Raw genomic sequence first — 26,101 nt, 5'->3', positions numbered from 1 at the left:
AATTAATTTATCGCGTTTGGCTAAAGCGTGAAAGTCTACCGAGGGATAACTGCTCCCATGCTCCCGTTGAAGTAGAAAGTAAAGTCTAGTTTTGTCTAGGTTTTATATAGCAGTAAATGCCATTGAGTCCTTTTGGCTCTAGAGTCTTTTATTCCCGTAAGTCGCATTTACTTGATTCATCATAATTTCACTATGATGATATTGATTATTTTAACAATTTTGCGTAATTCCCCACCCTCAATGTACTTTTATGGTGGGGATGTAGAAACCCCATCTTCAACGAAGTAAGATGGGGTGGTTCATGATTTTACAATTACCAATCACCCATTACCAAAGACCTATTCAGCAGTTTTATTAGCTGCACGATTAGCACGAGCCTCCGCTGAATTCATGACTTCTGCAAAATTTTCCACAACTTCACCAGGGAAATTTTCCAAAACTCTGGTAGAAATAGCAATTCGACCTTTACCCTGGTCTAAATCAATAATTACAGCTTTAATGGGTTGACCAATTTGAAAGACTTTTTCTAAAGATTCAATAAATTTTTGGCTGACTTGTTTAATGTGCAGTAAAGCGCTGGCACCATTTAAATCTACAAATACACCAAAAGGTTTGATTCCGGTAATTTTTCCCTCTACTAATTGACCTAATTCTAATAAACTGAAGTTACTAGAACGAGCTGCTAAACGTTGAGAAAGAACCAGTTTTTTAGTTTCACGATTAATTTCTAAAAAGCCAACAGTCAGATTTTGACCTTTGAGTGCTTCTAGATTATCACGTTCGGAGATGTGCGATCGCGGAATAAAACCCCGCACACCCAAAATATCAACCGTAACACCGCCTTTATTAATACCTGTTACCCGCACTTGGAGGGTTTGGGAATTTTCCTGCATTTCTAACAGTTTATCCCAGATTTGACGCATTTCCAACTGCTTACGGGAAATAGTGACTTGACCTTCAGCATCCTGATCCCGAATAATTAAAAACTCTAGTTCCTCATTCATCGGTAATACCTCCGACAAATCAGTTACTCCTCTCAAAGAAGCCTCCTCTTGGGGAAGAAACGCAGATGATTTACCACCAATATCAACATAAGCACCATCGTGGTCAATTTGGAACACTTTACCACGAACAATTTGCCCTTTTTGAAATTGGTAATCGTGCTTTTCTAGGGCTTTAGCAAAATCGTCCATTGAAAACGACGAATTGGCTGTTTGAGAAAGTTTAGATTCGGAATTCATGACTTTGAAGATAAATTGTTATTTGTTAGTTGTCAGTGGTCACTGGTCAATTGTCAGTTGTCAATTGTCAGTTGGCTAAAAAGTTCTTGGACTTGTTGCCAAGCATTCGCCGCAGCTTTAGAATTATAACTGGCACGATGGTCACAAAAAAATCCGTGATCAGCCCCATTGTAGCGAAAAACACGATGGGGAATTTTGTGTTTTTCTAGTTCTGCTTCAATCTCGTCCACTTCTTCTAAGGGAATACTTCCATCTTGGGTCCCAAAAAAGGCGTAGATAGTTCCTTTAATCTCTGATGTTCGGGTAATAGTGGGATTTCCACCTCCAGGAGTGCGATTAGTAATCCCCGCACCGTAAAAGGACGCAGTAGCCTTAATATCTGGTAAGGTAGCAGCTAGATAGGCGACGTGACCACCAAAACAAAAGCCAATACAACCAAATCCCTCTTTTTTGACTTGGGGTAAAGTTTTCAAGTAGTTAATAGCAACCTGAATATCGCTTAAAAGCTCTGAATCAGTGGTTTGTAACCAAGCGTATTTTCGGCCTATTTCCACATCTTCAGGAGTATAACCAGTTTCAAATCCAGGTGCTTGACGTTGAAACAGTGCTGGGGCGATGGCTACATAACCCAGTTTAGCAATTCGTTCTGTTACCTCCCGAATATGCACGTTAACACCAAAAATCTCCTGTAAAACAATAATTCCCGGATAAGAACCGGGGGAAGTTGGTTTTGCTAAATAAGCATCTATTTGGAAATTATCTGCGGAAATTTGAATTGTTGAAGTATTTATTGCTGGCTCTGTCATAATTAAGTTGGCAGTAAGGGAAAAGACAAGAGATAATAGGCCACAGGCAAGAACTTAAATAGCCCTTTAATTGATTTTGACTCTTAACTCCTGACTCCTGTATAGTTCCTTAGTAATATTTATCAGAGTAAATTAACCCATTCATCATATATTTAATAGGTAACTAATGGCAATTAATATAAGTTTTAGGCAGAGGAATTGGTCATGATTCAGTTCCGTATTCAACCAGACAGTGAAATTCCCGCATCTAACCAACTATTTAATCAAATCCGATTTGCGATCGCCTCCGGGCAATATTCACCCGGATACAAATTACCTAGTACCAGGGCTTTAGCAATGCAAACCGGGTTACACCGCAACACCATTAGCAAAGTTTACCGTCAATTGGAGGTAGAAGGATTTGTAGCAAGTCTTGTAGGTTCAGGAATCTATGTTCGTACCCAAGGTCATGAAGGTGGAAATAGATCACAGTCCCCCATTCTCAAACAACATCCAACCAGCCATAAATTAGTTCAACAAGCCCTAGATGAGTTACTCACCCAAGGCTGTTCTCTGAATCTAGCACGGGAACTATTTTTAGCAGAGGTTGATTGGCGTTTGCGTTGTAGTGCTAGAGTGTTAGTGGTAGCACCATATCAAGATATTGGGGCTGGAGAATTAATGGTTGATGAATTAGAGGAATCCCTGCAAATTCCAGTCCAGCTAGTACCAATGGAAGAACTAATGACGGTATTAGACCAAACAGCGTCGGCCACATTAGTCACCAGTCGTTATTTTATCGGAGAAGTGGAAGCGATCTCCGCTCCCAAATCCGTCCGTGTTATTCCCCTAGATATTCAGGACTACGGGAAAGAACTAACTGTAGTTAAAGGCTTACCCAAATCCAGTTGTATAGGTGTAATCAGTCTCAGTTCTGGTATTCTCAGAGCCACGGAAGTGATTCTTCACGGTTTGCGCGGAGATGAATTATTGGTGATGACCGCTCAACCCAAGGATGATTATAAACTACACGCCATCATCAAACGCTCAGAAATCATCTTTTGTACCGATCAAGTCAGCTACTCCACAGCACAAGCAACCGTACAAACATTCCTAGAAGACCTCATTCGTCCACCTAAACTCATTCGTTGTCAAAACTATATCGGTACACAGTCAATTAATTTACTGAAACGCGAACTGGGACTAATTTAAGACTAAACATACAGAAATTCTTGCGTACTCGGATCAACAATTCTCTCTGTGCCTCCGTGCCTGTGCGTGAGAAAAAAATCTAATTCATGTACCCAAAAATCACTGTAAAACCCGATAACCGATATCTCTGCGATAATACATCTGATCAAATTCAATTTCTCTAATACCTGCATAAGCTTGAGTGATAGCTTCCCCAAAATCCGCACCCAAGCCAGTCACGTTTAACACTCTGCCACCATCAGTAACAATTTCCTGGAATTCATTTAACCTTGTCCCTGCATGAAACACTGTTGCTCCAGTTGCATCTGCTGCTACGAAGCCATTAATTACCTTACCCTTGACATATTCTCCGGGATAACCACCAGAAGCAGCCACTACTGTCGCTGCTGCGCCGGTTTTCCAAGCAATTGGCGGCATATCTCCCAAGTGCCGTCCTATACACGCCAACATCAGGTCTTCTAAGGGTGTTGCCAGCAAAGGCAAAATCACCTGTGTTTCAGGATCGCCAAAACGACAGTTAAATTCTAAAACACGAAAATCACCATCAGGTGTAATCATTAACCCAGCATACAAAATACCTCGGTAGTCAATTCCCCGGGATTGTAAAGCCGTAATAGTTCTTTCTAATACTTCTGTTTGCACTCGTGCCATTAATTCTGGTGTGGCAACGGGCGCGGGAGCATAAGCACCCATACCTCCAGTATTGTCTCCTGTATCACCTTCACCGACACGCTTGTGATCTTGAGCAGGTAATAAGGGGCGAATTGTTAAACCATCAGTTAGGGCTAAAACTGATATCTCTTGTCCTCGTAAACATTCTTCAATTACCACGGAATTACCAGCACTGCCAAACTGTCCTTGAAAAATTGCCTCAATTGCTTCTTCTGCCTGGGAAATGGTTTCGGCAACTGTGACACCTTTACCGGCAGCTAAACCATCAGCTTTAATCACGATGGGCGCTCCTTGGTTATAAAGGTAGGCTTTTGCTGAGGCTGCTTCCGTAAATACCGCTGCTTTGGCAGTAGGAATTCCCGCTTCCAGCATTAAGGCTTTAGCCCAAGCCTTACTTGCTTCTATTCGCGCTCCTGATTTGTTTGGACCAAATACCATTAAGCCCTGATTTTGCAGATAATCGGTTATTCCCTCAGCTAAGGGACTTTCTGGACCAACAACCACTAAATCAATACTATTCGACAATGCGTATTCACCGATACCCACAAAGTTATCTACTGCTAAAGACAAGTTTTGACAACCCTGCATAGTTGCAGTACCCCCATTACCTGGTACACAGACAACTTGCTGAATTTGATCAGACTGTAGAAATTTCCACGCTAGAGCGTGTTCACGTCCCCCATTACCAATAACTAAAACTTTCACTTATTTCCTCTGAGCTAAAAGCTTTTGCTGTTGGTCTGTCGGGCAGAAACGGAATTGATATCTGGCTTTCATTGTTTATTATAATTGGGCTGTAAATTAATTATATATGACGGAGTCCCCAAATGGCAATTAGCCTGAGAAGAGAAAGACACAGCGTTACTGACTTAAAAATTCGGCGTTGCTGATTTGAGCTATGAAAATGATTTTTGATGATTTCAAAACGCTTGTAGAGATGTTCCTCATGTAGGGATTCTCGTCTCTACACCTAAATTCATACCTGGTTTCAGCAACGCCGAATCAACAAAAGCCGTCCTACAAGGATGGGACTTGTGTCCCATTTTTTTGGTCAGGTCTGATTCAATGCTTAATATTTCTTAACATAACTGTCTTGACTGAATTGACATAGATTGACATATAATAGCAAAGAAGACAACTAAAAAAACTAACCAATAAGCTAAAAAGCTTAGTAAGCTAGGGTTTCGGGGTTATAGCGCAGTTGGTAGCGCACCTCAATGGCATTGAGGGATTTAAGAAGGCTTAAGAGCTAGAAAAAGTAAAATTATGCAGTCAAATACACCACATAAAGAATACCAAGATATTGATATTCAGCTAATACTAAGATCAGGGGATTCCTTTCTACCAGCACAAATAATCAAGTGTTCATTGAGAACTCAGTTACTTCCTGTTCCTCTTCACCCCATAAATCATCACCATAAATATTAGCACTTCTCCTTCTCTTCCAAGCATAAGCAGCTAAAGCTAAAGCCATTACACAATCAGTAGCCAATCCTTTATCATCTAATTTATAAAACCTTAGATGCAGTAGCCCAATTACAGCAAGCATTAAGTTGTTTAAGGGTACGCTTGGTTGTTTCAGCAGAATAATTACTTAGTAAATGATTCCTAATGAGGATTGCATCTTTAATGTCGCTAGTAGGTAGTGCTTTAATTCTTTTCTCTATTAGTGAGTAATCTCTGATAACAGTAGACTGTTCCACTTGATTACTCTTAAACTGAACATATTCACACCATAAGTCCAATAAAGTGTATGTTTTTTCCTTCTTGGTAGATTCATAGTGAGGTTTGTATTTAGCTAAAGTAGCATCAAAATAGCCAGCTATAATATCTAGCTCTATCCGCTTGGCTTTCATTTCAGCAAGTAATCTATTCTCAGCAGTATCAGCTAGATTCAAAGACAAGTATTTCTGACTACCAGCAAACAAAGCTCTAGGAAATCTTAATCTAAGTTTACATCTAAAGACTTCAATACCAACTTTCATTGTAATTTCCTGACTATCCTTGGTTTAGATTGATAGTCATTTGATAGTCAAGAAAGCCTGAAAACAAATATTCAGCCCTCTAGCACTATTGATGACTAGAAGCTGAAACCCTTGTGTAGTAAGATTTATTTAATGGCTCAGGTCAGATTTGAACTGACGACCCCAGGCTTATGAGTCCCGTACTCTAACCAACTGAGCTACTGAGCCGCGTTGTTTAACCAACTCCTATTAACATAACACACAAATTTGCATTTGACAACCATCAATTTGGAAAATTTCCAAAATTTCCAAAATTTGCCCAAAAAATAAAAAGAGGGAGTTTAACCCCCTCAATTAACCAGAAAACCGCTCAATTCCAGATAATTAGGAATTACAGACGATTTGGTAAGAAAGCGATAGGGTTAACAGCGCCCTTACCCGAAGGATGAACTTCAAAATGACTATGAGGACCAGTGCTGAAACCAGTGCTACCCATAGCCGCAATAGTCTGACCTTGTTGCACCCTTTGACCAGGTTGCACCAAAATCCGGCTGTTGTGTCCATAGCGAGTTAAACTACCATCATCATGGCGGATATCCACAACGTTACCGTAACCACCGCTATTCCAGCCAGCCTTCTCGACCACACCAGCAGAGGATGCATAAATGGGTGTACCGACTGAGTTAGCAATATCAATCCCCCTATGCATTCTTCCCCAGCGCCAGCCGTAACCAGAAGTCAGAACTCCCTTTGCAGGCCAAATGTAGCTGGTAGTAGTAGAATTAGATGGGAAATTGGGATTTTCCTCAGTTGTTTTCGGTAGGTATATATCCACTGCTGCCAAAGGTGGTAAAGCTGGAGAGACATTAGTTCCTCGCAATTTACCTAAAGAGTCAGAAGCACTTACTCCAGGAGAAGGAACTGTTAACTTAATCCCAGATGAATTGGAAGCAGAATTCCAGCCAACACCAGTCTTACTGGGCAGAAATTCTGGGTTAATTGGCTCATTGGCAGACCCTGAAGCCGTAACTAGAGGCCGAACCGGTTGATTGTTATAGCTGGGTAATATCGCCTTAGGTACAGGAATCTGTAGTGCATTTGCTTGATACACTACGGAATCACTGCTTGATCCAATAGGAGTAGTTGCAGACTGACTATCGTTTTCAGAAGCTGTAGCTGCTACACCGGCTTGTTGAGCGCGGTATTTGTGACGCAATCTCTCAATTTCTGCTTGTAAGCTGCGGATACGTTCAATACCTTTAGCCTTAGATACCTTTCGCAACGGTTTTTGTGACAAGGTTCTTGGTAATGGAACGTCACCACCTAAGCCAAAAGATTCACCAGGACTAGGCAATGCTTGTGGGACTGCAATAGGGATACTATTCTGCTCTTGGTTATAAGTTGCTATTGGCGCAATAACATTAATCCGGTTAGTGATGCCAGAATCATTATTCCGTTCTTGCTCTCCTGTCGCAAATGGAACTTGGATAGTCCTGCCATTAGTCATGGCAGGACTATCAGAACCCTTGGGCTGCTCTGTTGCTATTGGCGAGGGAACTGCAACACTAGTATTGTTAGCAACATAAGATTTAGTGTTAAAACTGGGAGTATTTAAAGGATTATCTACCCTGTTAGCATTGTCCGCCATCTTCACCGCAGGAATAATCAGCTTTTGACTAACTTGCAATTGATTAGGATCGCTAAGATTATTCGCTCTAATTAGCTCTGAAACTGAAATACCATAATTGTTAGCTATCTCTGCTAATGTATCTCCGGGCTTGACTTGATATGTTGAGGAGGGTAATTGTGCGATAACTTTTGTTGAGGCTGATGCAAACACTGGTATTTGCTGTATCGTCCCAGTGGTTTCCTTGTTCTGTTTCAATCCAGGAACAAGTTCGTCCGGGCTAGACCCCATTAAACCACCGGAATATTCTGGTACAGATTTATTGGATGTAGTAGTTGGCTGTGATCTATTTATACCAGGTTTTGATAAATCCTGAAGTCGCTCAGACCGTAACTGTGCCAAAGTATTTCTTAAACGGGTTGATTTTTCCTGCAAGCGACTGATAGCAAACTCCTGCTGCGCTTTTAGTTTTGCATCTACATTACCCCTGGCTAATTCCTCCGCTGATAAATGTTGCGGTGTATCCTCTTTAGACAAATATTGTGGTCTTTCGGTTCTTTGGTTATCTACTGGTAATGTAGACTGAATTGAGCGGTTGCTCAATCTCTCTGTCAATTGGCTTTGTGAGTGGGCAGAATTTTTTTCAGGCGCGTTAGTCGAAGAAACTACATTGGATTTGGATATAGTTTCTTCTTTTTGAGAGGGTTCACGAAGGATAGATTTACTAGTGGTTGCAATTTGCCATTCAGCTTCAAGCCCAGGTGCTTGTGAAACTACTGTTGGTTCTAATATGACATTTACTACCTTCGCCCCTGGTGAGACGATTTGCGACTCCAGCTTAGTGGCGGTAAATTTCATCTCAGTCTCAGAAACAGCAGAATTTGAATTTGTTGAAGCTGCTTTTTGACTGCCAACGGGAGCCGCTGCTTGGACTTGATCGCTTTGTCGAGTCACCAAAAGGCTGGTCGCTCCCACTGATATTGCCAGGCCAATCATGGCGACCTGATGAGTCCGCGCCCGGAGGGTCATTTGAGGATTTTGATCATGATTTGTCTGCCCTGCCGGGGCATCATCGTGGCTGGGGGTATTATTCAACACAGCCTTGTCTCTTTTTTTTAATGCTCGTTTCAAAGACGACCTCCTATAATCACTAGCGTTTAACTGACCTTGATTTTTTAGTTGGATATTTATTCATGATTTCTTTACATCAAACCACAGATCAAGATCCCATTCACCAGAGATACTTACGCAAGATTAACTTGCTGCTGGTGATTTGACAAGTTCATACACCTTAGTAAATATTAAAATTTTTGGTGCTGGCTTGTCTAAGTCACTTCTCACGACCCCGCAATCTTAACTTTTTACAGTTATTTTCACTCCTAACAGGTGCAAAAGCACAGAACTAAAGAAATATCATAACAAGGACTGGTCTATTGGCAATGTTTGCTCATGGGCTTCTACGATTTCTGCAAAAGCGATCATCCTGCTGTAACCATTTTCCAGATTTTTTGAGTCAATCCGTCCTATCAATAGCTCAATAGGAGACTTTACGTTTATTCTTGCTTAAAAAACAACCGTATACAATATCAGCAATTTTTGCATATTTACATTGTATTTTTGGATACATATTTTGCTAAATCATTAACAGTCAAGGTTTTTGCTAATTTTGTCTTTCTTGAGTCAGGACGGTAAAGTTACAAAAACTTATCTTTGCCACTCAGTTTACTCTCAAAATATCTATATAAATTTCTTATGTCATCCTGGAGAGATTTATCAGTCTTCATCATCACAAGCTCCTATTTTATGTATTTGGTAATACATTACATGAATAAGTTTCGCCGTAATTGCTCTCATCTAATATATCTCCATTACAATTAATCAAAAATTTTATTCTTAAAAATTATTGTAAATAGCCTAACTGACGACGACATTCAAATAAACCTATGGCCACGCTGACGGATAAGTTCAAGCTCCTCACACCAGGTTCATACATGGGAATATACAAAGTGGAGTCACAAGTGGAGAGAATAGGATCTGGTAAACCCGCTGTTTCACTGCCAAATAATAGCCAGTCGTTCGCTTTAAACTCAAAATCAATGTAGTTAAAATCACCACGAACACTAAAACCTAAACATCTGCCCTGGCGCTGTCTGTGTACATTTTGAAATGCTTCTATGGATTCGTGATAATGGAGTTTAACATAAGGCCAATAATCTAATCCTGCTCTTTTGAGATGGCGATCGCTAATTTCAAATCCCAAGGGACCTACCAAATGTAATTCCGTGCCTGTAGCCGCACAGGTACGGGCAATATTGCCCGTATTAGGAGGAATTTGCGGGTTTACTAAAACTATTTGGGGCATTTTCTTTTTAATCTCAGTTGTGTATTCATGAAATTCTTGTGATCTCAAAATCTACCAAAATAAAGGGGCGATATATAGTTTTTTTTTATATGTGAGAAGTATTTCCCATTGATTAGTTTTTTAAATCACTCCCCATGTCCCCATGTCCCCCTATTCCCTGACAGATAAACATAGTTTGCTTTCTAGTTCGGTTTCCCGTTCCTGAGTAGCAAGAATCGCTTGAGCAATTACACGCTGAATATCAATGCCTATTTTATGCAGTTGTAACCATTGTTGAGCTTCATTACCTGTTTGCAGGATATTTTGCAAGGGGGACAGAAAACAACTAAAGCCCTGTAGTTTGGCAATACTCCAAACTTCTTCATAGAGTTCTCCTATCCAATCTCTAGCCAGAATACTATTACCATCTTGCCACCGCTGCAATCTAGCATCAAGACTGTCAATGGCAGCAGCCATTTCGTTTTTCATAGTTAAGGTGATTAGTTCTTCTGGAGAAAAAGGGCTTTGAGTTAAAGGATCAATGGTATGATCCTCAATAATTTGGATTAACCGCGCTTCTAGCAGAGCAGTCATCGCTAATAAAGCAATAGGATCTGTAACTAAATCACAAATTCGCAATTCTAAACGATTTAGATCATAAGGACGGCGATCGCCATTTGGACGCACTGATATCCATAAATGCCTTACGTTTTGCATCTTACTTGCGCCTATTTGTTCATTAACCCATTGAACATGATGGGCATGACTAGTAAATAAGGGTACGTGATCCGGGGTTTGGGGGAATATTGCCCAGCGAGTAGAATGATAACCAGTAGTTTTACCATCCAGGAAAGGAGATGAAGCACTCATAGCTAGGAATAGAGGTGCTTCCATTCTGATTACCCGACAGGCACGCATTAATACCTCTGGGTCACTGATACCAACATTGATATGGACGCTGGCTGTAACTACCTTTGTGCCATAGGTTTGTTCAATGTAATCATGATAGGGATTCGTGGGGTCAGAACGGAAAAAGCGTTGGCTTCCTTGCAAAGATAATGTGCTACCCGGTATCAAAGTATAATTATCTAAACCTTGTAGATAATTCCGTAACTTTCTTCTAGGAGCTAATAAGGCACACAACAAATTATCATAACTCATAGATGGTTGAGTTATGTACTCCACATTCCGGCTATCCGGTTCACGCATAAATCCATCTAAATTTGTAAAAATTTTGTCCGATAGTCCCACAATGTCACCTTGAGGTGTACCAGTGTACATCTCAATCTCAAAGCCTTTTAATAAGACCATATTATTCTCCAAAACTTTTTCTAATGTTCATAAATTGTATCTAATTAGACGATTTTTTGCATTTCTTGTGTACATATTAGCACAGAAATTAGTAAAGCTTAAGCCGCATACGCCTCTTCTTTCAACGTGGCTTTCAGGCTCTACCCCTTATGAAACAAGCTGTTTAGCCACCTTGTCACCCGTTAAGGTAAAGCCATCACCCTTAAGAAAAAACTTTTTGGTTTACTGCTCTTAAAGTATTGACTTGTCGTAGTAGATGTGATTCTCTCTCTAAAGAGAAATACTTTAAGTAGCAATGTAAAGATAGCAAAATAAAACTGTGAAAATATGAGTAATTCAGTTGAGTCTGTTGACGATTTAATTCTAGCTAGTCATGGTAACTGGAGATTTGATCAGCAAGTTAGTGAAAGTTTTGACAGTCATGTTGTAAAGAGCGTGCCTTTTTATGAAGAGATTCAAAGAATGGTAGTTGAAATTAGCGAGTATTTTATCAAAGATAATAGTGTTATATACGACATAGGTTCTTCTACAGGCACAACTTTATCACTGCTATCTCAACAACATATTTTAAAAAAAAATATTAACCTATTTGGGATAGAGGAAAGCCCATCCATGATAGAGAATGCTAGATCTAGATGTACTTCTCCAAATGTGAATTTTCTTCTTCAAGATGTAATTAGTAGTAATATATGTTTTGAAAATGCTAGTTTTGTAACTAGTATTTTAACAATGCAATTTGTACCTTTAAAAGAGGTAGCAGCATTAAAGGGGCAGATTTTGGAATCGTCAGGTTTCAAATCCATTGTTCGGTTGAATGGAAATCTGTTTGTGAGGTCTTTAACTATTGCATTCACCTACGTCATTTTTTCCAGTCTGAGCGCAACAATGGATACAATGATATTTGCCTGCAATGCCTTACTTTTACAGGTGTTACTGCTGACTATAGATATTTTTCATGGTGTAGGACTTTCTACCGCTGCTTTAACTGGAACATTTAAAGGTGAACAGACAACTCATAAGTATTTGCCTTTATTGCAAATAGCAATAGGAACTAGTCTTTCAATAGGACTTACCTGTGCTGGTCTTTGTGTCCTTTCTCCACAAACCATATTTGGTTTGTTAACCAACCACAGCGAAATCATAGAGCTAATTAGGACCTATGTTCCTTGGTTATTAGTGGTTCTGGGCTGTGCCTCAATTTGTTTAGTTCTGGAGGGATACTTTACGGGTCTAGCCGAAGGGGTTGTTCTCCGCAATACTTTCTTAATCAGTACCTTGGCGGGATTTATCCCTCTAGCTATATCAACATGGTTTTATCACAATAACCATATGTTGTGGTTGGCTATGTCTATGTTTATGGTGATTAGAATGGTGATTCTTGGAGTATATCTGGTGAAAAGCAAAGAGTTGAAGATCGAGACCATATTAAATTGAATTAATACACCTAATTACAAAAACTTACAAAAACTTACAAAAAAGAGTTATTAGGTCTTAATCAAACTTCATTGACAACTACTTTTAACTTCTGAGTTCTGATTCGGTAAATTCTGACTCCTGCTATAGTTCATACTTTAAATTGCCAGTCAGAGTAGACATAAAAAACCCCCAAGTAAATTGCAACTGGGGGCGAAAATTGATTGAGAATTACGAGCGTGACGGGGTGAAAGTTTAGAAAATAAACATAAAAATCAATTACGGTGATTATTGTTGTAGCGAACCCTTGTACCAGCCCAAAGTAACTTTTCCCGCAATGTTTGATAATAGGAATTATTTGCCCGTAAGACAATAAACTTAGCACGACAATCAGCCATGCGGACATCCACACGGTGTCCCGGCCAAATAGAGGTAGATAATACACCATCCATCCATAGTTTGGTACTTAAATCATAATCTCCCAAAGGCCAAATACTGACCACAGAACCGGGAGGTAAGACAAGAGGACGACTGGAAAGACTCATAGGACAAATGGGAGTGATGGTAATTGTTTCCATACCATCATGGATAATTGGTCCACTGGCAGAAACAGTGTAACCGGTAGAACCTGTGGGAGTGGAGATAATTAAACCATCTCCCACATATTGATCAACTATCTCACCATCAATTTCCATTTCCAGAATTGAGGTAATCATTCTGTCAGCAGACGCGGGTTTGACACAAAACTCATTTAGAGCTAAGTAACTCTCGGTAACTGGTTCTAAATTTGATCCTGTCCCCTCATATACCGCTGCTTGTAACATCATGCGTCGTTGGATAGCATAACGATCTTCTAACAGACGTTCCCAAACTACTTCTGGATCTTCAAATTCATCTACTGACTCCGTTAAAAACCCCAAATGTCCGCCTACATTGACTCCGAGAATGGGAATACCAGCGGGGGCTAAATGCCTAGCACTGGTTAAAACAGTACCATCACCACCAAGTACCAAGGCTAGATCAATTGGTTGAGTAGCGGAGGCCAAAAAAACCGGATAGGGGTTATCTTTTGGTCCGCTAGGTCCCATCAATACTTGGCAATGACGATTTTCTAGTTGTTTAGCACAGAGTTCAGCCCAGCGTTTACTCTGGGGATCTCGTGCTTTATAAGCAATGATTACCTGCTTGAGTTGCACGGGCTATTACCACTTCAGGAGATTAAACTGCTCCATGTCAACGGTATCACGGTTACGATAAATTGTTAAAACAATCGCCAACCCTACCGCCGCTTCAGCAGCAGCCACGGTAATCACAAAAACTGTGAACACCTGGCCTTTAATTAAGGTTGAATCAAGGAAGTTGGAAAATGCCATTAAATTCAGATTAACGGCATTTAGCAATAACTCAATTGACATGAGTACCCGAACTGCGTTGCGGCTGGTAATTAAACCATAAATCCCAATGCAGAACAAAGCCGCTGCTAGTAATAAAAAGTATTGAAGTTGCATGATTGTCGGTTGTCAGTTGTCAATTGTCAATTATTAGAACTGCTACCAGTGGAGATGAGTTCTTTCGGGCGCTCTGGGAGGGTTAAAATTGTTTGTGGTAGGTCTGAGGTTGGTAATTGGTCAGGTAGATATTCTCGTCGTGCCAAAATAATCGCTCCTACCATGGCTATGAGCAAGAGGACAGAAGCTAATTCAAAAGGTAGCAAAAAGTCGCTAAAGAAATGCTCACCTATGACCACGATGGAATTTTGACTGACTTTCCCGTTGCTTGAGTTAGCCCAAGGTGTGGCTACTACCATTGTGCTTAAAAGAGCAAATAGTCCAAAACTGACTATAGCTGTAAATACTTTTCGTAATCCCGCACTAGGTAATGGTGAAAAATCCTGTCTTTTGTTTACCAACATAATGGCAAACAGAATTAAAACGTTAATTGCACCAACATAAATTAATATTTGTGCTGATGCAACAAAGTCACCATTTAGCAATAGGTACATTCCCGCGATGCTGATGAATACACCTCCCAGCAAAAATGCGGAATAAACGATGTTAGAGAATAGCACTACACCTAGTGCTGCTCCAATCATCATTACACCAAGAATGCCAAGTGCTACTGACTGTACTCCCTCTGCTAGATTCACTGTTTTCTACCCTTATTGATGTTTAATAAATATTGAGTAGTAATTGGTGATTGGTAATTGGTAATTGAAAAAATTTTGATTACCCATTACCCATTACCTATTACCCATTACCACTTTCTACTAGGTCTTCTGGACGAGAACCAGCACGGGGAGCTTCCTCTGGTACTCCGTGGGGGTCCATGACACCTTTAGGTAGGTAAGCAAGTTCTCGTAATGGTTTCACCATTGGATCGTTTGTAACTTTATACGGTAAACGTCCCAAGGCTACGCTATCGTAATTCAGTTCATGACGATCGTAAGTGGCTAATTCATATTCTTCTGTCATGGATAAACAGTTGGTAGGACAGTATTCCACACAGTTACCGCAGAAGATACAAACTCCGAAATCAATACTGTAGTGTTTGAGCTTTTTCTTTTTGGCTACTTTGTCCATTTCCCAATCAACTACAGGGAGGTTGATAGGACATACACGCACACAGACTTCACAAGCAATACACTTGTCAAATTCATAGTGAATGCGACCGCGAAATCTTTCACCAGGAATCAATTTTTCGTAAGGATATTGTACGGTGACAGGTCGCCGTCTCATGTGGTCAAATGTGACGGATAATCCTTGACCAATGTAACGACCTGCTTGTACCGCTTCTTTGGCGTAATCACCAACTTGTTTGAGAAAATTGAGCATTTTGTGTCTCTCTTTACAATTTTGGATTTTGGATTTTAGATTTCAGATTCAATCCAAAATCTAAAATCTAAAATGCCTTACCCACCGAATGCGAAGGGAAAGGCTAGTTTGAAGGCTGCTGTTAAGAGCAGATTTACTAAGCCTACTGGTAAAAGGAATTTCCATCCTAAATCTAGCAATTGGTCAATCCTTACCCGTGGTACTGTCCAACGAATAAGAATGGCCAGAAATACTAGTAGATAAGCTTTAATTACGGTCATGGCAATGCCTATCACCGCTGTAACTACTTGGATGATAGGATCGCTTTCACTGACTCCTAACCAACCGGTAATCATGTCAAGGGGTATAGGACAATGCCAACCACCAAGGTACAAAATTGCTACTAGTAAGGCAGAAAGTACGAGATTAATGTAGGAACTCAGGTAAAAAAGCGCGAATTTCATCCCTGAATATTCCGTTTGATACCCTGCTACTAGTTCTTCTTCTGCTTCTGGTAAGTCAAAGGGTAAGCGTTCGCATTCTGCTAGGGCAGCTATCCAAAAAATGATGAAACCTAATGGTTGTCGCCAAATATTCCAGCCAAAAACCCCAAAATTAGATTGTTGATTCACGATGTCAACGGTACTGAGACTGTTGGACATCATGGCGATCGCTAGTACACTCAGTGCTAGGGGAATTTCATAACTAATGGACTGCGCTGCTGCCCGTAAACCTCCCAATAGGGCATATTTATTATTACTGGCATAACCTGCCATTAATAAACCAATGGGTTGAATACTGGATAATGCAATCCACAAAAATACCCCCATGCCCACATTAGTAATGATGATATTCTGTCCAAAGGGTACAATTAAATACGACAGAAATACTGGTAAAACGACAAGAATAGGTCCAAGGGTAAATAGCCAAGGATCTGCCTTAGCGGGGATGATATCTTCTTTAAATACCAACTTCAGACCATCTGCTACAGGAACTAGCAATCCAAAAGGTCCTTGATATTCTGGTCCTATGCGCTGCTGTGCTGCCGCAGAAATTTTTCGTTCTAGCCAGGTGGCAACTAGTACGCCTACTGTAGCCCCAATAAGCATCAATACCATTGGTAATGGCATCCATAGGGCTTTGGCCGCTCCTGGGGGTACGCCTAAGTCCTTAACAGATTGAATAAAAGTTCCTTGAAGGTCAATTCCTGGATTCATGTTTGCTGCTCTTGTAAATCAACTTGCTGATGAACTATTAAATGGAATCAGTTATTGCCATTTTCATCTTTTGTCCTTCAGCTTTAGTAATTATCCCTGCTGAGATGATGCCTGATTGAGGTTCAATACCTTTACCAACTCATGAGTTTAGTATATCCTGGGATGGTTTTTACCATCAGACAGAACAGACAACTTTTCTCTATGGTTAAGATTAGGAATTGATGATTGGTGACTAGGGAAAGCAGTTAGACAAAACTAAATAGGCCGTTTTTCCTCTGGTAACGGTGATCTAGTGTATCTAAATTGTCTGATTTTCTGCAACAGCCTACTGTTGTCAGCCGGATTTGTAATTTTGGATGATCAGCCCCAATAGAAGATGTGACATTTATCAATCTGTCCACTGAAGGGCATAAATTCAAAATCCAAAATCTAGAGTTGAGTTGTTTGTCAGTTAACGTTGGTCAATCGGAGTGTAAGCGACTTCATGAAGACCATTGTAAACTTGGGTAGGACGGAAAATCCGGTTTTCTACCAGTTGTTCTTTCCAGTGTGCTAACCAACCAGCTACACGAGCGATCGCAAATACTGGTGTAAATAGGTCTGTAGGAATCCCCATTTTCCTATACACTAAACCGGAATAAAAGTCAACATTAGGATAAATCCCTCTGTTACCCAATCTTTCGGAAACTACCCTTTCCATTTCTACGGCAATTTCATAATATTCGTCATACCCGAATTTCTCAAACAACTTCTCTGCCAAGCTTTGTAAGATTGTAGCGCGGGGATCTTTGACTTTGTATACACGATGTCCAAAACCCATAATTTTGGCTTTGCGCTGAAGAAGATCATCCACATAAGGGACAACATTTTTTACAGAACCAATGTTTTCTAGCATCTGAATTACTTCTTCATTCGCTCCCCCATGCAATGGTCCGCCTAAAGTACCCACTGCACTAGCGACTACAGCATAGGGATCTGTCAGGGTAGAAGCTGTGACTCTAGCACTAAATGTAGAAGCATTCATTGTATGCTCAACATGGAGAATTAGGCAAACATCAAATATCTTGGCTGCTAAAGGATCGGGTTCTTTCTCATTTAGCATATACAGGAAGTTAGCCGCATAGTCTAAGTCATCTCTGGGTTTAACGGGGTCGTTACCTTCCCGCATTAACTGGAACGCCGCTACCATTGTGGGAATAGTCGCTATTAACCGGACAGCGGAGTTACGAATATAGACCGGATTATGTAAGTCACGACGAGAATAGAATAAACCTAAAGCAGCAGCCGAAGCTTGAAGAGCATCCATAGGATGACCGCTTTCAGGAAAGCATTTCATCATGTCTCGAATACGGTACTTGATGCGTCTGTGGAAAAGAACTTCATGTTCAAATGCTTTTAGTTCTTCTTTCGTTGGTAACTCACCCCAGATTAAAAGATATGCAGTTTCTAGGAATGTACTTTTTTCCGCTAATTCCTCAATCCTAATACCACGATATTCTAGAATTCCTTTCTGCCCATCTACATGACTTATACTCGATTGGGCTGCGGGAATACCTTCTAAACCAGGCTTGTATTCGCATACCGTCATGGCAACACCATTTACTTTGTAAAATATCTGCTCACGTTAACTTACCAGAGACTATTTTCACTACAAGAGTTGCCGATATTACAACTATTCGATGCGTTTATATCGAATAACTCTTACAGCAGGTACTTGGGCTGTGTCAACCAGAACATTTGACTACGACCCAAGGGAGAACCATCATCTGGTAGTTTTATTCCTATCATACCTGCTTTTTTGAGGATGAGGCTCTCTTTTGCTTCTCCCCAAAGGAGAATTTCTGCCCAATGGCTTAAACTAGGCTCATGGCCTACTAATGCTAGTTTAGTTTTCTGGGGATATTTTCTGGGTTTAAGCCATTCTTCCCACCAATTTTGAATATTACCATCAAAGCTAAGATGATCTGATGCTTCTAATTGGGAACTTAGTCCAGCAGCAATGAGTATTTCTGCTGTTTGATAAGCGCGAACTAGGGGACTAGTGAGAATTAAATCAAAATTAAAACCGAGTTTGACTAATTTATGGGCTATTTTATCGGTTTTTTCTCTTCCTTCTGGGGTGAGTTGTCGTTTTTCGTCTTTTAGTCCTAGTTGATGTTCTTCGGCGATACCATGACGGATTAAGTATAGTTCCATGTTTTTAGTTGGGGTTTTTATATTTTTTTTGTTTCGCGTAGATACGCAAAAACGCAAATAAAAGCGTAAAATTAGTAATTTCATAAAATCTTTGGATACCATGAAAGTCTATTTCTTGTATCCCTAGCTAATTGATCAAATGTTTTATAAATTACTTTGCATGAGTCTACTAACCCATATTCCGCTTCAAAATCACCACCAAAAGCAAGTAACTTGACAATTACCGATTTTCCAGTTACTAAGTCAGTAGCGAGGAAAGTGCTTCTACCAGCTTTTTTGCCCAACTGTTGTTGAATCTCGTAGCGATTGGCTAATATTTCCCTATTCATGATCATTAAAGTCTCCTTGTGTCACTCGTGAGCATAAATACCAAAATTATCTTCCTCATTCCCGATTTTGATTTAATTGTTAATTTTAATTTTTAATTGCTTATGCCTTCCCCACTTTGGCCTTATATTACTCCAGGGATTCCCGATGAATTATTTGAGCATTTACCAGGTATTCCCCTCAGTCAGCGAGAATTAAGATTGCTGTTGATTTCTCAACTGCGACTACAAGCAAATTCGATATTGTGGGATATTGGTGCGGGAACGGGTACAATTCCTATAGAGGTGGGTTTATTGTGTCCCCAAGGACGGGTAATTGCCATTGAACGTGATGAGGATGTAGCTAACCTGATTAAACGCAATTGCGATCGCTTTGAAGTGAAAAACGTCGAAGTCATTGAAGGTAGCGCCCCAGAATGTTTAAAGCAAATCAAGTTACAACCTGATCGCATTTGTATTGAAGGGGGAAAAGCCATAAATGAAATTGTCCAAGCTGCATGGCAATATTTACCCACATCTGGACGAGTAGTGGCGACGGCTGCTAATCTAGAAAATCTGTATGCTATTTCTCAAAGTTTTTCCCAATTGAGAGTCAGAAATATCGAAGTTGTCCAGTCAGGGGTGAACCGTTTGGAAACACGGGGTTATTCTCAAACTTTTGTAGCTGGAGATCCCATTTTTATTCTCAGTGGTGAGAAATTAGACTAAATTTGAATGAATTAAAACTTCTGCGGTTTTCGGTTTTGGATTCAATCCAAAATCTAAAATCCAAAATCCAAAATACTATTATGCCCTGGTCTCGAATTGTTAGTGGAATTATTGCGATTGTCATGGCGCTATCTTCAACCCTGTTAGGAGGGTGGTATTTCACCATAGCGATCGCTATTGTTGTATTTTTAGGTCAACAAGAATATTTTAACTTAGTGCGTTCTCGCGGCATTACACCAGCGGTAAAAACTACTATGTTTGTCAGTCAAGTTTTATTGGCAATTTGTACTCTTAATGCTAGTTTAGCTGATGCAATTATGCCCATAGCAGGAACACTGATTTGTTTTTATCTACTTTTTCAACCTAAACTAGCCACAATTGCCGATATTTCCGCTTCTATTATGGGTTTATTTTATGTAGGGTATTTACCAAGTTACTGGGTACGCTTACGGGGAATTAATCATGATCTTACCAGCAATCTGCCTTTAGGTGGTTATTGGCCATCCCATTGGGAGGATATTGGACGAGGCAATTTTAGCGCTTTACCCACAGGTTTAACAACCACTATCCTCGCATTTTCCTGTATTTGGGCTGCTGATATTGGCGCTTATATTATTGGTAAATTCTTCGGTAAAACTCGTTTATCGGATATTAGTCCCAGAAAAACCGTAGAAGGTGCAGTTTTTGGTATTGCTGCTAGTTTGGCTGTCGCTGTGACAGGTGCTTATTTTCTCCATTTTTCCTACTGGTTAATGACTGGTTTGACATTGGGTTTGATTATTGGTATTGCTAGTTTATTAGGTGATTTAACGGAATCTTTACTTAAACGTGATGCTGGTGTGAAAGATTCTGGACAATTAATCCCCGGCCATGGTGGTATTTTAGATCGGACTGATAGTTATATTTTTACCGCTCCTTTAGTTTATTATTTTGTGACTCTGCTTTTACCACTGTTACAAACAACTCTATAATTCGTAATTTGTGGTTTATTGTTACATATCAGCAGGAAATAAATTATGAAATCTTGCAAATCCTTAAATCTTGGATATCCTGATTCAGACAGATGCTTATGGGTTCATGTTAATGCGTCCATAACAAATCAGTTGTCCTGGTATCAGAGAGATTTCTTTAATATCAACATCTGTCCCCAGATTTATAATATCAGGAGTATATCCTTCTAGAATAACTTCTTCGTTGCTTTTGATCTCAACTTGTGTCAATTGCAGTTCTTGCCCGTTGAGTAGTTTTAAGTATAAATGAATATTAAAGAATGTTTCTTGCCTATCAGAGATAATTATACCATGCAGGATCAATAACTGATTGTCAAGGGTAATTTTTCGCCAAGTAATAGACTTGGAATTTAGTCCAGATTGTGGTAATAGTATAATCAGTAGATCATTTACAGCAGTCAATAACAATGGAGATGAAAGCGAGTGATTAAGATCCCGTTCCTCAACCCTTAGTTTACCAACAACAGGTACTATTTCTAATAATTGCAGCGGCTGTCCTCTCAATATTGATGAGACATTAACTTGTATTTTTTCGGCATAAAGTTCGATTTCTGTGATATGAAGCCCTTTATAGACTGCATGAGTAGCAGAAATAGATACCCCAGGAATACAACCGGAAAGAAGTTGCCGATCGTTCGCTTTAATCTGCACATCTAGATGAGATACTTGAGTTAATTGGGTTCTTAGCCATAACTTAATCGCCGAAGTCAACACTTTTGTGATGATCCTCACTTTGTTGTTATGTGTATTTGAGGTACTTGTTTCTATCATTGTTCAATGGGTCTATCAATATTAATATGCTCAGTCTTTGAGTATTTTAAATAATGCTTAACTTTAACACAAAAGTTTGTTAACAACAAAGTAGAAACATTAGTAGTATAAGAGTATTCAATAAAAAAAATGACAATTAAAAAATGGAGGAACGATTACAAAAAATTTTAGCTCAACAGGGTATTGCTTCCCGTCGTCAAGTTGAAGAAATGATTAGACAATCAAGGGTGCGTGTTAATGGCATATTGGCATATTTAGGCCAAAAAGTCGATCCCCAGCAGGACAAGATATCCGTTGATGGTATACTGGTGGTGACAAAACAGCGTTCATCCTTGATGTACTTATTGCTGCATAAGCCAGCAGGATTTGTATCTACTTGCCATGATCCCCAAGGAAGACCAACGGTACTGGATCTGCTACCCTCAGAATTAAGAGAAGGATTGGGTATTCACCCTGTTGGTCGTTTAGATGTAGACTCCACAGGAGCGTTAATCTTGACGAATGATGGGGAATTAACTTATAGACTCACCCATCCTAGTCATAGTATTTCTAAGAGCTATCGCGTTATTGTCCAAGGACATCCCCCCGCAGCAGTTCTTCAAAGGTGGAGTCAGGGTGTGATTCTGGAAGGAAAAATCACCAGACCTGCTCAGGTGAGTTTAATTAAAAGTTACATTGATCAAAGCTGTTTAGAAATTGTTTTACAGGAGGGAAGAAATAGGCAAATTCGCCGTGTGGCTGAACAGTTAGGATATCCAGTCATCAAGCTACATCGTACAGCCATTGGTTCAATTCAATTAAAAACGGCAGTAACACCATTTTTGCCGGTTGGTGAATATCGTCATTTAACTCAAGATGAGATCATTTTTTTAAGCAAGCAGGTCAGTCGCACACCTATTAAGACAAAGCTGAGTTAAGGAGTAAAGAAAAAAGATGAAATGGTTCAGAAAGAAGGATGAACAGCCAATGAAACCTTCTATCAAGCAACATCAAAGTGAAAAATTGACACAGCTTGGCTCTCAACTGGCTTCCCTACGTCAGGAAAAGGATTTAACTCTTGATGAGTTAGTCCTATTAACCAGAATTCCTCGACGACTTTTGCGAGCAATTGAAGAAGGTAATTTAAACGACTTACCAGAACCAATTTATATTCAAGGTTTAATTAGACAGTTTGCAGCGGCTTTGGGACTTCAGGGAGGGGAATTTGCCAGTCATTTCCCTATTGGTCATCAATCAGTGGGTGTTCGCTCCAGTTGGAAGGGTCAAAGTATTCTTCAATTACGCCCTATTCACCTTTACCTGCTTTACATTATCTTGATTTTCTCTTCTGTTAATAGTCTATCCCAGTTATTAAATAATCCCACATTGCAGGCAAACAACCGCCAAATTCAACCAGGCAAAGAACCGCAATCAGCAGAACAAAAAACATCCGCCAATAAATCGTCTATTAGCAAACAGGATCAGTCTGTACAAGTTGGTGTCACCTTAAAAGCTTCTTCTTGGATTAGTGTGGTTACAGATGGTAAAACCGCTTTTGAAGGAGTTTTACCCCGGGGTTATAGTCGCACGTGGAAAGCTAATCAGCAATTGACGGTGAAAACTGATAATGCCGGTGGTGTGTTAATGAGTGTAAATCGACAGGAAGCCAAGGAAATGGGAGAAATTGGAAAAACAGAGGAGATTCAGATCGCGGCTCAACCAAACTAACAGGAACAGGACTTACGTAACTGGCACATTTGTAGGGTGTGGTTCAGTAAGCTCACCAACCACGTCAGATATCAATAATCTGTTTATTTGCAGGATGTATGCTGTCTGACGCACCCTACAACAGATTTTTGGTATGACACTTGCGTAAGTCCTAAGGAAATCATCTTGGCATAGTTACTAGAAATATAGTCACATATTTCTAGCTTGGTTAGGTAAATTGTCAGAATCAGGATGTCTAGGATTAAAGGATGAAACCAGAGCTTTTATTACCAATTACCTATTACCAATTACCTATTACCAGCTTCAATGAGATAACTAGCAACTTGAGTTAACTACAAGCCACTAAAACTGAGTTTCTATCAAAGATAGAGTCCTCAACTACTTTTCTTAATACCTCCTCGTCCTAAAGCCTAAAGCCCGAGTCGGAAATTGTGCAATCTAGGATTGTCTATGGTCACGTCCGCAACGGATAGTGATGCCTTTTAAGCGATCGCTTAATTCTTGGGTTAATACACCCGCTTGATAACGCCATTGCCAATTTCCCTCCGCTGTACTTGGAAAATTCATTCTTGCATCAGTTCCCAAACCTAATACATCCTGTAAAGGTATAATCGCCTGATTAGCGATAGAACTCAAAGCTAATCTAATTAAATCCCAGTTTATGCCGTCAGGACTAATACAACCTAAATACAACAATAAATTTTGCTTTTCGTAATCATTTGCAACATTAAACCAGCCCACAGTTGTATCATTGTCATGAGTGCCAGTATAAACTACAGCATTACGATTGTAGTTAAAGGGTAAAAAGGGATTTCCGGGATCAGAACCAAAAGCAAACTGTAATACCTTCATTCCTGGAAACTCAAATTGATCTCGTAGTGCTTCCACTTCTGGGGTAATAATCCCCAAATCCTCCGCGAGAACAGGTAACTTACCTAACTGCTTTCTAATAGTTTCAAATAAAGCCACACCGGGCGCTTTAATCCATTCACCATTCATAGCAGTTGTTTCACCTTGGGGTACAGCCCAATAAGCCTCAAAACCCCGGAAATGATCAATGCGAATGATATCCACATAATCCAACATGGCCTCAAAACGCAGTACCCACCATTTAAAGTCTTGTTTTTCTAATTCTTCCCAATTGTAAACCGGATTTCCCCATAATTGACCAGTGGCGCTAAAATAGTCCGGTGGAACTCCCGCCATTAAAGCCGCTGCTCCTGTTTCCTCGTCTAAAGCAAATATCTCAGGATTAGCCCAGACATCAGCGCTATCATGGGCTACGTAAATGGGGATATCACCAATAATTTCTACACCATTTTCATTAGCATAGTTTTTCAGTTCTGACCATTGACGGAAAAACTCATATTGGACAAACTTATAATAAAAAATTTCTGCTGCTAACTCTTGTTCCATTGCAGCTAAAGCCGCTGGTTCACGCTTTGCCAATTCCGGCTCCCAATTATGCCAGCCTGCACCATTTTGGGCATCTTTAAGAGCCATAAACAGAGCGTAATTATTTAACCAATAGCCTTTATCAGTACAAAACTTGGTAAAAGCTTGTTTTTGAGTTAAAGTTGCCTTACTTTTAAATTCTTCACAAGCTTTAATGAGTAAATTAACCTTAACCGGAATAACTTCCTGAAAATCTACATAATCTGCCGGAAAATCTGGTAAATCAGCTAAATCTGATTCAATTAACAAACCTTCCTCTAGCAACTTATCGGGACTAATTAAAAAGTAATTTCCCGCCATTGCAGAATAGCACATATAGGGAGAATTACCGTAACCAGTCGGACCTAGAGGTAAAACTTGCCAATATTGCTGGTGACTATTTTTAAGAAAATCAATAAAATCATAGGCTTCCAGTCCTAAATCCCCAATACCAAAACGACTGGGGAAAGAACTGGGATGTAGTAAAATACCACTGGATCTAGGAAAAGGCATATTTAACCTGAAATATAGGAAAGGGTAATCGTTTATCAGTTACGCATCGAATTTATCATGGCATGGTTAGTCTTGACTGTTGTGATTTGTAAAGAAATAAGAAGATTGATCACAATAATCATTATACTCACTCAGATCCCCATTGAACAAGTCGAGGATCTACAAACCTACATATTAACAAATGAACAATGACTTATAGAAATCCTGCGCCTACAGTTGATATTATTATTGAGTTAATTGATAGACCTCATCGCCCTATTATTCTCATTGAAAGACATAATGAACCTTTAGGGTGGGCGCTACCTGGTGGTTTTGTGGATTATGGTGAAACTGTGGAAAAAGCCGCAATTAGGGAAGCAGAGGAAGAAATAGAGTTAAAAGTAGAGTTAATTCAACAATTATTAGTTTATTCTGATCCCAGTCGGGATCACCGTCAGCATACAATTAGTATTGTGTTTTTAGCAACAGCTACAGGTCAACCTTTAGCGGGTGATGATGCTAAGGGTGTGGGTATTTTCGAGCCTTGGTGTGTTCCTGGTAATTTGTGTTTTGATCATGACCGGATTTTGCGGGATTATTGGCAATATAGAAATTATGGGATACGTCCAAGGTTGGGATAGATGAAAATAGGAATAGGTTTCGCTATGAGATTTGTATTTTAGCGTCAGGCATTGCTTTATACTTTTACCATAGTATTCAATGGTGCATTATGGACGCTGAAGAACTTTTAGAGCTTGTCCTAAGTTGACAATTTAATAGACAAACCTGTACACTCATAGACACACCTATGAGTGACTTTATGTTTAAACCTCATGAATTTGCTAAAAAAATCGGAGTTTCAGT

The 26,101-nt window shown here is 39.8% G+C and carries 26 protein-coding genes and 1 tRNA gene; 7 read left to right on the top strand and 20 right to left on the bottom strand.

Annotated elements, in window-relative coordinates; translation table 11 throughout:
• Window positions 1–338 precede the first annotated feature (338 nt).
• Entirely contained in the window at window positions 339–1,241 is a 903-nt protein-coding gene (locus tag H6G25_RS19970; protein ID WP_190393992.1) for a S1 RNA-binding domain-containing protein, read from the bottom strand.
• Between the two features lie 53 nt (window positions 1,242–1,294).
• Window positions 1,295–2,047, bottom strand: a complete 753-nt coding sequence (locus tag H6G25_RS19965; RefSeq protein WP_190393991.1) for a dienelactone hydrolase family protein — start codon at window positions 2,045–2,047, stop codon at window positions 1,295–1,297.
• 204 nt (window positions 2,048–2,251) lie between these two features.
• Between H6G25_RS19965 and H6G25_RS19960 the strand changes: the two genes are divergently transcribed.
• Window positions 2,252–3,238: a GntR family transcriptional regulator gene (locus H6G25_RS19960; protein WP_190393990.1), complete on the top strand. Its 987-nt coding sequence runs from the start codon at window positions 2,252–2,254 to the stop codon at window positions 3,236–3,238.
• A 99-nt stretch (window positions 3,239–3,337) separates the two neighbouring features.
• On the opposite strand, the gene purD is transcribed toward H6G25_RS19960, so the two are convergent.
• The 8 genes from purD to gshA form a co-directional block, all read right to left on the bottom strand.
• Entirely contained in the window at window positions 3,338–4,615 is a 1,278-nt protein-coding gene (gene purD, locus H6G25_RS19955; protein ID WP_190393989.1) for a phosphoribosylamine--glycine ligase, read from the bottom strand.
• Window positions 4,616–4,687: a helix-turn-helix domain-containing protein gene (locus tag H6G25_RS19950; RefSeq protein ID WP_242035041.1), complete on the bottom strand. Its 72-nt coding sequence runs from the start codon at window positions 4,685–4,687 to the stop codon at window positions 4,616–4,618. It lies immediately after the preceding gene.
• A 580-nt stretch (window positions 4,688–5,267) separates the two neighbouring features.
• Window positions 5,268–5,402, bottom strand: a complete 135-nt coding sequence (locus H6G25_RS21590) for a hypothetical protein (RefSeq protein ID WP_277881761.1) — start codon at window positions 5,400–5,402, stop codon at window positions 5,268–5,270.
• A 16-nt stretch (window positions 5,403–5,418) separates the two neighbouring features.
• Window positions 5,419–5,895, bottom strand: a complete 477-nt coding sequence (locus tag H6G25_RS19945) for a DUF3596 domain-containing protein (RefSeq protein WP_190393988.1) — start codon at window positions 5,893–5,895, stop codon at window positions 5,419–5,421.
• Between the two features lie 133 nt (window positions 5,896–6,028).
• Window positions 6,029–6,102, bottom strand: a tRNA-Met gene (locus H6G25_RS19940).
• Window positions 6,103–6,265: 163 nt separating this feature from the next.
• Window positions 6,266–8,632, bottom strand: coding sequence for a peptidoglycan DD-metalloendopeptidase family protein (locus H6G25_RS19935; protein ID WP_190393987.1), 2,367 nt, complete (start codon window positions 8,630–8,632; stop codon window positions 6,266–6,268).
• 769 nt (window positions 8,633–9,401) lie between these two features.
• Entirely contained in the window at window positions 9,402–9,863 is a 462-nt protein-coding gene (locus tag H6G25_RS19930; RefSeq protein ID WP_190393986.1) for a tRNA (cytidine(34)-2'-O)-methyltransferase, read from the bottom strand.
• 150 nt (window positions 9,864–10,013) lie between these two features.
• Window positions 10,014–11,153 (bottom strand): glutamate--cysteine ligase, encoded by a 1,140-nt coding sequence (gshA, locus tag H6G25_RS19925; RefSeq protein ID WP_190393985.1) that lies wholly within the window; start codon window positions 11,151–11,153, stop codon window positions 10,014–10,016.
• A gap of 327 nt (window positions 11,154–11,480) precedes the next feature.
• On the opposite strand from gshA, the gene H6G25_RS19920 reads away from it, so the two are divergent.
• Window positions 11,481–12,587, top strand: a complete 1,107-nt coding sequence (locus H6G25_RS19920) for a methyltransferase domain-containing protein (protein ID WP_190393984.1) — start codon at window positions 11,481–11,483, stop codon at window positions 12,585–12,587.
• 254 nt (window positions 12,588–12,841) lie between these two features.
• On the opposite strand, the gene H6G25_RS19915 is transcribed toward H6G25_RS19920, so the two are convergent.
• The 8 genes from H6G25_RS19915 to H6G25_RS19880 form a co-directional block, all read right to left on the bottom strand.
• Entirely contained in the window at window positions 12,842–13,762 is a 921-nt protein-coding gene (locus H6G25_RS19915; RefSeq protein WP_190393983.1) for an NAD(+) kinase, read from the bottom strand.
• Window positions 13,763–13,768: 6 nt separating this feature from the next.
• Window positions 13,769–14,074: an NADH-quinone oxidoreductase subunit NuoK gene (gene nuoK / locus H6G25_RS19910; RefSeq protein ID WP_015080280.1), complete on the bottom strand. Its 306-nt coding sequence runs from the start codon at window positions 14,072–14,074 to the stop codon at window positions 13,769–13,771.
• A gap of 26 nt (window positions 14,075–14,100) precedes the next feature.
• A complete protein-coding gene (locus tag H6G25_RS19905) occupies window positions 14,101–14,712 on the bottom strand; it encodes an NADH-quinone oxidoreductase subunit J (RefSeq protein WP_190393982.1) in 612 nt (203 codons plus the stop codon).
• 100 nt (window positions 14,713–14,812) lie between these two features.
• A complete protein-coding gene (gene ndhI, locus H6G25_RS19900) occupies window positions 14,813–15,397 on the bottom strand; it encodes an NAD(P)H-quinone oxidoreductase subunit I (protein WP_190393981.1) in 585 nt (194 codons plus the stop codon).
• A 77-nt stretch (window positions 15,398–15,474) separates the two neighbouring features.
• Window positions 15,475–16,593, bottom strand: a complete 1,119-nt coding sequence (gene nuoH, locus H6G25_RS19895) for an NADH-quinone oxidoreductase subunit NuoH (RefSeq protein WP_190393980.1) — start codon at window positions 16,591–16,593, stop codon at window positions 15,475–15,477.
• A gap of 451 nt (window positions 16,594–17,044) precedes the next feature.
• Entirely contained in the window at window positions 17,045–18,181 is a 1,137-nt protein-coding gene (locus H6G25_RS19890; RefSeq protein WP_190393979.1) for a citrate synthase, read from the bottom strand.
• Window positions 18,182–18,294: 113 nt separating this feature from the next.
• On the bottom strand, window positions 18,295–18,789 hold the full coding sequence (sixA, locus tag H6G25_RS19885; RefSeq protein ID WP_190393978.1) for a phosphohistidine phosphatase SixA: 495 nt from the start codon (window positions 18,787–18,789) through the stop codon (window positions 18,295–18,297).
• 80 nt (window positions 18,790–18,869) lie between these two features.
• Window positions 18,870–19,118 (bottom strand): hypothetical protein, encoded by a 249-nt coding sequence (locus H6G25_RS19880; protein WP_190393977.1) that lies wholly within the window; start codon window positions 19,116–19,118, stop codon window positions 18,870–18,872.
• Between the two features lie 102 nt (window positions 19,119–19,220).
• Here H6G25_RS19880 and cbiT point away from each other — a divergent pair, with 102 nt between their 5' ends.
• Both cbiT and H6G25_RS19870 read left to right on the top strand, forming a co-directional pair.
• Window positions 19,221–19,823 carry a precorrin-6Y C5,15-methyltransferase subunit CbiT gene (gene cbiT, locus H6G25_RS19875; RefSeq protein ID WP_190393976.1) on the top strand — a complete coding sequence of 201 codons (603 nt, stop codon included), beginning with the start codon at window positions 19,221–19,223 and terminating at the stop codon, window positions 19,821–19,823.
• A gap of 80 nt (window positions 19,824–19,903) precedes the next feature.
• Complete coding sequence (locus H6G25_RS19870; protein ID WP_190393975.1) at window positions 19,904–20,794, top strand: phosphatidate cytidylyltransferase; 891 nt, start codon at window positions 19,904–19,906, stop codon at window positions 20,792–20,794.
• A gap of 96 nt (window positions 20,795–20,890) precedes the next feature.
• On the opposite strand, the gene H6G25_RS19865 is transcribed toward H6G25_RS19870, so the two are convergent.
• Window positions 20,891–21,604 (bottom strand): DUF2993 domain-containing protein, encoded by a 714-nt coding sequence (locus tag H6G25_RS19865; protein ID WP_190393974.1) that lies wholly within the window; start codon window positions 21,602–21,604, stop codon window positions 20,891–20,893.
• Between the two features lie 143 nt (window positions 21,605–21,747).
• Here H6G25_RS19865 and H6G25_RS19860 point away from each other — a divergent pair, with 143 nt between their 5' ends.
• Window positions 21,748–22,521 carry a pseudouridine synthase gene (locus tag H6G25_RS19860; protein WP_190393973.1) on the top strand — a complete coding sequence of 258 codons (774 nt, stop codon included), beginning with the start codon at window positions 21,748–21,750 and terminating at the stop codon, window positions 22,519–22,521.
• A gap of 16 nt (window positions 22,522–22,537) precedes the next feature.
• On the top strand, window positions 22,538–23,311 hold the full coding sequence (locus H6G25_RS19855; RefSeq protein WP_190393972.1) for a RodZ domain-containing protein: 774 nt from the start codon (window positions 22,538–22,540) through the stop codon (window positions 23,309–23,311).
• 438 nt (window positions 23,312–23,749) lie between these two features.
• Here the strand turns inward: H6G25_RS19855 and malQ are convergent, their stop codons facing one another.
• The gene (gene malQ / locus H6G25_RS19850) at window positions 23,750–25,258 is read right to left on the bottom strand and encodes a 4-alpha-glucanotransferase (protein ID WP_190393971.1); all 1,509 of its coding nucleotides are present in this window, start codon (window positions 25,256–25,258) and stop codon (window positions 23,750–23,752) included.
• 188 nt (window positions 25,259–25,446) lie between these two features.
• Between malQ and H6G25_RS19845 the strand changes: the two genes are divergently transcribed.
• The gene (locus tag H6G25_RS19845; protein ID WP_190393970.1) at window positions 25,447–25,878 is read left to right on the top strand and encodes an NUDIX hydrolase; all 432 of its coding nucleotides are present in this window, start codon (window positions 25,447–25,449) and stop codon (window positions 25,876–25,878) included.
• Window positions 25,879–26,101 lie beyond the last annotated feature (223 nt).

Origin of the sequence: Dolichospermum sp. FACHB-1091 (assembly GCF_014697585.1) — a bacterium.
Taxonomy (GTDB): domain Bacteria; phylum Cyanobacteriota; class Cyanobacteriia; order Cyanobacteriales; family Nostocaceae; genus Dolichospermum.
The sequence above is the reverse complement of the archived record's forward strand: the minus strand, read 5'-3'. Positions and strand labels throughout refer to the sequence as shown.

What these genes read in the sequence shown, in the direction of transcription:
- H6G25_RS19880 (WP_190393977.1), bottom strand. Translation starts at nt 19,118, where the DNA reads ATGAATAGGGAAATATTAGCCAATCGCTACGAGATTCAACAACAGTTG.
- H6G25_RS19930 (WP_190393986.1), bottom strand. Translation starts at nt 9,863, where the DNA reads ATGCCCCAAATAGTTTTAGTAAACCCGCAAATTCCTCCTAATACGGGC.
- H6G25_RS19920 (WP_190393984.1), top strand. Translation starts at nt 11,481, where the DNA reads ATGAGTAATTCAGTTGAGTCTGTTGACGATTTAATTCTAGCTAGTCAT.
- H6G25_RS19965 (WP_190393991.1), bottom strand. Translation starts at nt 2,047, where the DNA reads ATGACAGAGCCAGCAATAAATACTTCAACAATTCAAATTTCCGCAGAT.
- H6G25_RS19865 (WP_190393974.1), bottom strand. Translation starts at nt 21,604, where the DNA reads ATGATAGAAACAAGTACCTCAAATACACATAACAACAAAGTGAGGATC.
- H6G25_RS19970 (WP_190393992.1), bottom strand. Translation starts at nt 1,241, where the DNA reads ATGAATTCCGAATCTAAACTTTCTCAAACAGCCAATTCGTCGTTTTCA.
- H6G25_RS19860 (WP_190393973.1), top strand. Translation starts at nt 21,748, where the DNA reads ATGGAGGAACGATTACAAAAAATTTTAGCTCAACAGGGTATTGCTTCC.
- H6G25_RS19855 (WP_190393972.1), top strand. Translation starts at nt 22,538, where the DNA reads ATGAAATGGTTCAGAAAGAAGGATGAACAGCCAATGAAACCTTCTATC.
- ndhI (WP_190393981.1), bottom strand. Translation starts at nt 15,397, where the DNA reads ATGCTCAATTTTCTCAAACAAGTTGGTGATTACGCCAAAGAAGCGGTA.
- H6G25_RS19845 (WP_190393970.1), top strand. Translation starts at nt 25,447, where the DNA reads ATGACTTATAGAAATCCTGCGCCTACAGTTGATATTATTATTGAGTTA.
- malQ (WP_190393971.1), bottom strand. Translation starts at nt 25,258, where the DNA reads ATGCCTTTTCCTAGATCCAGTGGTATTTTACTACATCCCAGTTCTTTC.
- nuoH (WP_190393980.1), bottom strand. Translation starts at nt 16,593, where the DNA reads ATGAATCCAGGAATTGACCTTCAAGGAACTTTTATTCAATCTGTTAAG.
- sixA (WP_190393978.1), bottom strand. Translation starts at nt 18,789, where the DNA reads ATGGAACTATACTTAATCCGTCATGGTATCGCCGAAGAACATCAACTA.
- nuoK (WP_015080280.1), bottom strand. Translation starts at nt 14,074, where the DNA reads ATGCAACTTCAATACTTTTTATTACTAGCAGCGGCTTTGTTCTGCATT.
- cbiT (WP_190393976.1), top strand. Translation starts at nt 19,221, where the DNA reads ATGCCTTCCCCACTTTGGCCTTATATTACTCCAGGGATTCCCGATGAA.
- H6G25_RS19890 (WP_190393979.1), bottom strand. Translation starts at nt 18,181, where the DNA reads ATGACGGTATGCGAATACAAGCCTGGTTTAGAAGGTATTCCCGCAGCC.
- H6G25_RS19870 (WP_190393975.1), top strand. Translation starts at nt 19,904, where the DNA reads ATGCCCTGGTCTCGAATTGTTAGTGGAATTATTGCGATTGTCATGGCG.
- gshA (WP_190393985.1), bottom strand. Translation starts at nt 11,153, where the DNA reads ATGGTCTTATTAAAAGGCTTTGAGATTGAGATGTACACTGGTACACCT.
- H6G25_RS19945 (WP_190393988.1), bottom strand. Translation starts at nt 5,895, where the DNA reads ATGAAAGTTGGTATTGAAGTCTTTAGATGTAAACTTAGATTAAGATTT.
- H6G25_RS19960 (WP_190393990.1), top strand. Translation starts at nt 2,252, where the DNA reads ATGATTCAGTTCCGTATTCAACCAGACAGTGAAATTCCCGCATCTAAC.